This is a genomic window from Pseudoxanthomonas sp. LjRoot204_2 (genome assembly GCF_056175765.1).
The window spans coordinates 1-5188 of sequence record NZ_JBGFFG010000243.1; the positions used below are offsets into that span (position 1 = coordinate 1).

Annotated in this window: 4 protein-coding genes and 1 pseudogene; all 5 read right to left on the reverse strand. The window is 69.5% G+C overall.

The features are described 5' to 3' along the window. On the reverse strand, positions 1 to 315 hold a 315-nt coding region (locus AC04L7_RS11980), incomplete at its 3' end, for an ABC transporter transmembrane domain-containing protein (RefSeq protein WP_475513077.1). 89 nt (positions 316 to 404) lie between these two features. Next, positions 405 to 827 (reverse strand): ExbD/TolR family protein, encoded by a 423-nt coding sequence (locus AC04L7_RS11985; RefSeq protein ID WP_435999086.1) that lies wholly within the window; start codon positions 825 to 827, stop codon positions 405 to 407. 9 nt (positions 828 to 836) lie between these two features. Beyond that, on the reverse strand, positions 837 to 1502 hold the full coding sequence (locus tag AC04L7_RS11990; RefSeq protein ID WP_435999087.1) for a MotA/TolQ/ExbB proton channel family protein: 666 nt from the start codon (positions 1500 to 1502) through the stop codon (positions 837 to 839). Next, positions 1396 to 3892 (reverse strand): annotated as a pseudogene (locus AC04L7_RS11995) (DNA internalization-related competence protein ComEC/Rec2); the annotation flags it as partial. The pseudogene AC04L7_RS11995 and the gene AC04L7_RS11990, both read right to left, overlap by 107 nt. A 1-nt stretch (position 3893) precedes the next feature. Further along, positions 3894 to 4898 carry an integron integrase gene (locus AC04L7_RS12000; RefSeq protein ID WP_435999088.1) on the reverse strand — a complete coding sequence of 335 codons (1005 nt, stop codon included), beginning with the start codon at positions 4896 to 4898 and terminating at the stop codon, positions 3894 to 3896. Positions 4899 to 5188: the final 290 nt, after the last annotated feature.

A 5188-nucleotide genomic window follows, 5' to 3' on the forward strand; every position in this document is an offset into this window, starting at 1 on the left:
GGCCTGGGCCACCTGGTCGCTGTCCGATCCCAGGCGGACCAGCATCGAGGGCACCGGTTCGGTGTCGAAGCGCAGGCCCGGCAGGCGCAGGTACTTGCCCAGGACATCGACCCGGAAATCGCGGGCGATGCTGCGCGCCGCCTTGCCCATGCCCATGTCGGTGATGTAGCCCGCCAGCCCGCGGATCACGAACAGACCCACGATGTAGGCCGGCAACAGCAGGCTTTTCGCCTCGTCGCGCTTGATGAAGGTCTCGTCGACCACGCTCTCCATGAGCTTGGCGAACGCGCCGCCGGCACCGGCTTCCAGCAGCATGCCGATCGCCGCCAGCAGCAGAAGTCCCCGATAGGGAGTGGCGAAGCCGAGCAGCCGCTTGTAGACCTGCCAGGGCGAATCGGTTCCGCTCACTTCTGCGCCTCCGGCGCAGTGGCGATGTTGATCCGGCGGAAGCCCAGCTGGCCGAGCGCGTCCAGTGCGGTCACCACCGCCTGGTGCGGCGTGCGCGCGTCGGCACGCAACAGCACGGGCCGGCTGCGGTCGCTGCCGGCCACCTGCTGCAGGGTCTGCTTGAGCGCGTCGATGTCGGGACGGATGACCTCGTGCTCGTCGACGAAATAGCGTCCGTCGGCGTTGACCAGCACGCTGAGGGCCTTCACCTGCGCGGCGACCGGTTCGCCCGCCGCGCTCGGCAACTGCAGTTGCAGCATCGAGCGGGCATCGAAGGTGGTGGTGATGACGAAGAAGATGATCAGCACCAGGATCACGTCGATCAACGGCACCAGGTTGATCTCGGGCTCTTCCTGCGAGCGGTCGTCGCGGATGCGCATGCGCGGGCCTCAGGCGCTCGTCGGCGCTGTGGCCGGCGCGACCGCGCCGCCCGGCCGGACGACCGCGCGCGGGTGGCGCGCCTCCAGCGCATCGACCAGGGCGGTGGCCTCCTTCTCCATCTCGATCACGTAGCCGGTGACCTTGCCCCGGAAATAGCGATGGAACAGCAGCGCAGGGATGGCGACGATCATGCCGGCCGCCGCGCACACCAGCGCCTTGCCGATACCGCCCGCCAGCGCATTGACATCGCCGACGCCGCTGTCCTGGATGCCGAGGAACATCTGGATCATGCCGACCACCGTTCCCAGCAGGCCGAGCAGCGGGCCTGCCGATGCAATGCTGCCGAGCGCGTTAAGGAACTTCTCCATCCGGTGGACCACGTGGCGGCCGGTGTCCTCGATCCGCTCGCGGATCTGCTCGCGCGGCTTGCTGCGCACGTCCAGCGCCGCTGCCAGCAGTTCACCCAGCGGGGAGTTGCGCCGAAGCGATTCCACGTGCGCGGCCTCGAGCTGGCCCCGCGCGGCCCAGGCACGGACTTCCTCGCCCAGTCCGGGCGGCAGGATCTCCTTGCGGCGCAACGACCAGAAGCGCTCCACCACGATGGCCAGGGCCAGCACGCCGAGCAGCAGCAGCGGGATCATCGGCCAACCGCCGGCCTTCACCAGTTCCAGCACGTTCAGTCCTCCGGCGCATCCGGCCGTCCTTCTTCCAGCCGATAGGATAGCCCACCGGCCTGCCGCCGCCGTACGGCGTCCCACCATCGCGGTCGCGCGTGACGTCGTTCACGCAGCTGCAGCCCGCCCTTGCCCAGCCACACGCGAAGGGCTCCGCCCGTCTGGGTATCGACGACCTCCGCCCCCTGGGTGCGCCAGCGCGCCACCACCCCGGCCCGCGGGTGGCCGAACCGATTGCCGGCCCCACTGGCATTCAGTGCAAGCCGCGGCGAGGTGGCGGCGATGAAGGCCGAATCCGACGACCCCGCGCTGCCATGGTGCGGCAGCACGACGACGTCGGCGCGCAATCCGGCGGCATCGCGATGGACCAGGYTCCGCTCGACGATGGCGCCGATATCGCCCGGCAGCAGCGCGCTCCCGTGCGCGGTCTCCACCTTCAGCACGCAACTCGATTCATTGCCCAGATAAGGGAAATGCAGGCCCGGGTGCAGGAAGCGGAAATGCACGCCGTCCCACGTCCACGACGCGCCGGCGAGACAGGCCGCGCTGGCGTCCACGCCGCTGCCGGGAGGCGCCAGCACGACGTGTACCGGCAGGCTGTCGCGCACGGCGTCGACCCCTCCGGCATGGTCGTTGTCCGCATGGCTGACCACCAGCGCATGCAGGCGCGGCACCCCCAGCGCTCGCAGGGCCGGCACCACCGCACGTTCGCCGGCATCGAATCCCTCCTCCACCGCCGGCCCGGCATCGAACAGCAGCGCATGGTTCGCCGTGCGCACCAGCGCGGAGAGCCCCTGTCCCACGTCGATCACGACGAGCTCCACCTCGCCCGCGCCGGGCCTTTCGCGATCCGGCCACAGCAACGGCAACCACAGCAGCACCGCCAGCCATTTCCCCGGCACACCGCGGGGCAGCAACAACCAGAATCCGCCGATCAACGCCAGCCACAGCGTCCACGCGGGGCTTTCCGGCAACCACCACAACGCGTGGGGATGCGCGGCCACCCGCTCGAACCATCCCCAGCTCGGTTCGAAGCAGGTCGCCGCCAACCTCCAGGCCCATCCACCGGCACCCGCGTGCAGCACCTCCAGTGCCGTCCCGAGCAGGGCCAGCGGCACGACGACCAGACTCCACCAGGGAATCGCCAGGAGGTTCGCCAGCGGACCCGCGAGCGAGGCCTGGCCGAACAGCACGACGGTGAACGGCAACAGGCCGATCGTCGCGACGCCCTGTGCCGGCAGGAAGGCTTTCGCCCAGTGCATCGATGCCGGCAGGCACCAGGCCAGCCACGCAACGCCGCCGAAACTCAGCCAGAAGCCCGCCGCGAGCAGCGACAGCGGATCGCACAGCAGCACTGCCCACATCGCCAGCGCCAGCAAGTCGACGACCCGCACGTGGCGTCTTGCCACGCGCGCCAGCACCACTACGCCGATCATCAATACCGTGCGCACCGTCGGCAGGGCGAATCCGGCCACGGCGGCATACGCCAGCGCACCGGCCAATGCCGCCGCACCCGCGGCCTGTGGGCGCGGAACGCGACGGGCCAGCGCGGGCAACACCCACCACGCACCTGCGGCCACCAGCGCGCAGGCGCCGGCCACTATGCCGACATGGAAGCCTGAGATCGCGATGAGATGCGTCAGTCCGGCAGCCCGCAGCACGTGCCAGTCGTGGTCATCCAGCCCCTGCGTGTCGCCTAGTGCCAGTGCCCGCACGAAACGCGCCATGCGGTCCGGCACGGCTACAGCGATGCGCGCGGACATGCGGCTGCGCCAGGCATCGATGCCGCGCCCCGGCGACAGCCGACGCGCCGTGCCGGGGTCGCGCACGTAGCCCATCGCGCTGATGCGCTGCGCCGCGGCGTAACGCTCGGTGTCAACCCCGCCCGGGTTCGCCAGCCCACGCGGCGCACGCACGCGGATCCGCAGATGCCAGCGTTCCCCAGCCCCCACCTGCATGCGCGCACCGGGTGCGGTGGCCCCGAAGTCGTCGTACCACGAAAGCCGCAACAGGCGACCCCGCAACGGGGCCGGTTGATGCGCATCGGCGTCGACCCGCAACAGGAAGCGGGTTCGTCGCGCGCCGGGCTCGGGCAGGCCCATGACACGCCCGGAGACCTCCACCTCCCTGCCCTCCCACGCCACCGGCAGCTGCACATCCAGGCTCCACGTGGCATGCAGGCCCGCCCATGCCGCACCCGCGAGCAGCGCGCCCGCCCAGCGCCAGCGCCATGCGGCGCACCAGCCTGCGGCGCCTGCGGCGAGCCCCAGCCAGAGCATGGCCACCGCCGGCAGGGTCGGCTGCCACAGCATGCCCACCATGCCGAGCAGGAGCGCCGCCACGCATGCCAACCCGGCCGGCGCCGGAACGGGTGCGCCCGTCCGCCCCATCTCAGCGATCCAGCGGACTGAGCACCGCGCCCGCGCCGCGGTTGAGCACGTGCGTGTAGATCTGCGTGGTGGCGACATCCTTGTGCCCCAGCAGTTCCTGCACGGTGCGGATGTCGTAGCCGCTTTCGATCAGGTGGGTGGCGAACGAATGGCGCAGCGTATGCGCGCTCACCGGCTTGACGATGGCCGCCGCCACCCGCGCACGCTTCAGCGCACGCGACAACATGGCCTCGTCGATGTGGTGCCGTCGCCAACGGCCATCGCGCGGATCCAGGCTGATGGCGCGCGCGGGAAACGCGTATTGCCAACCGAGCTCGCGCGCCGCGTTCGGATACTTGCGCGACAACGCATGCGGCAGCCACACCTCGCCGGCGCCGCGCGCGAGATCCTGCGCATGCAGTACCTGGACCCGCTCCACCTCCGCCTGCAATGCCGGCACCAGCGACGCCGGCAACACCGTCCGCCTGTCCTTGCCGCCCTTGCCCTCGCGCACGGTGATCTCGTTGCGGGCGAAGTCCACGTCCTTCACCCGCAAGCGAACCCCTTCCATCAGTCGCATGCCGCTGCCGTACAACAGCCGCGCCAGCACCGCCATGCGGCCATCCATGTGCGCGAGCAAGGCACGCACCTCGGTTTGCGACAGTACGGTCGGGACCCGCTGTGGTCGCTTGGCGCGCACCACATCCTCCATCCACGCCAGCTTCAGCCCCAACACCTCGCGATAGAGGAACAGGACCGCCGACAGCGCCTGGTTCTGCGTACTCGCAGCCACCTTCCCCTCGACCGCCAGTTGCGTCAGGAACGCCTCGACCTGCACCACCCCCAGCTCCCGCGGGTGACGCCTGCCATTGGCAGCAATGAACCGGCGTATCCACCCGACGTACGCCCGCTCCGTGCGTATGCTGTAGTGACCCACCCGAAGCCGGCGCTCCACCTCCTCCAACAAACCCCGCCGGGCCGCCGACGCCCCACCCGATACCGCCCCGTCCTCAGGCTGATATTCCATTGCGATCGCATTCCATGCGGATAACGCTGCCAGCGTCGCAGGCAGCTCGCATCGACACCATCAGCCAAGCCGTTGAACGGACGTAAGGAAAGCCTGATTGACGCTGTGTGGAGGAGCCTGAATACTCGGCGCTATTACCCCGGAATGGGGTCTACTAGGTGTTAGGGCGCATATGAAACTTATAGCAATCGGAGCCATCGCCTTCTCAGCATCACTTGCTCCGATCAGTGTCTTGGCCGGAGAGATTTCGCTCAAGTCGGATGTAGAAACCTGTGAGAGCGAGATCCCTG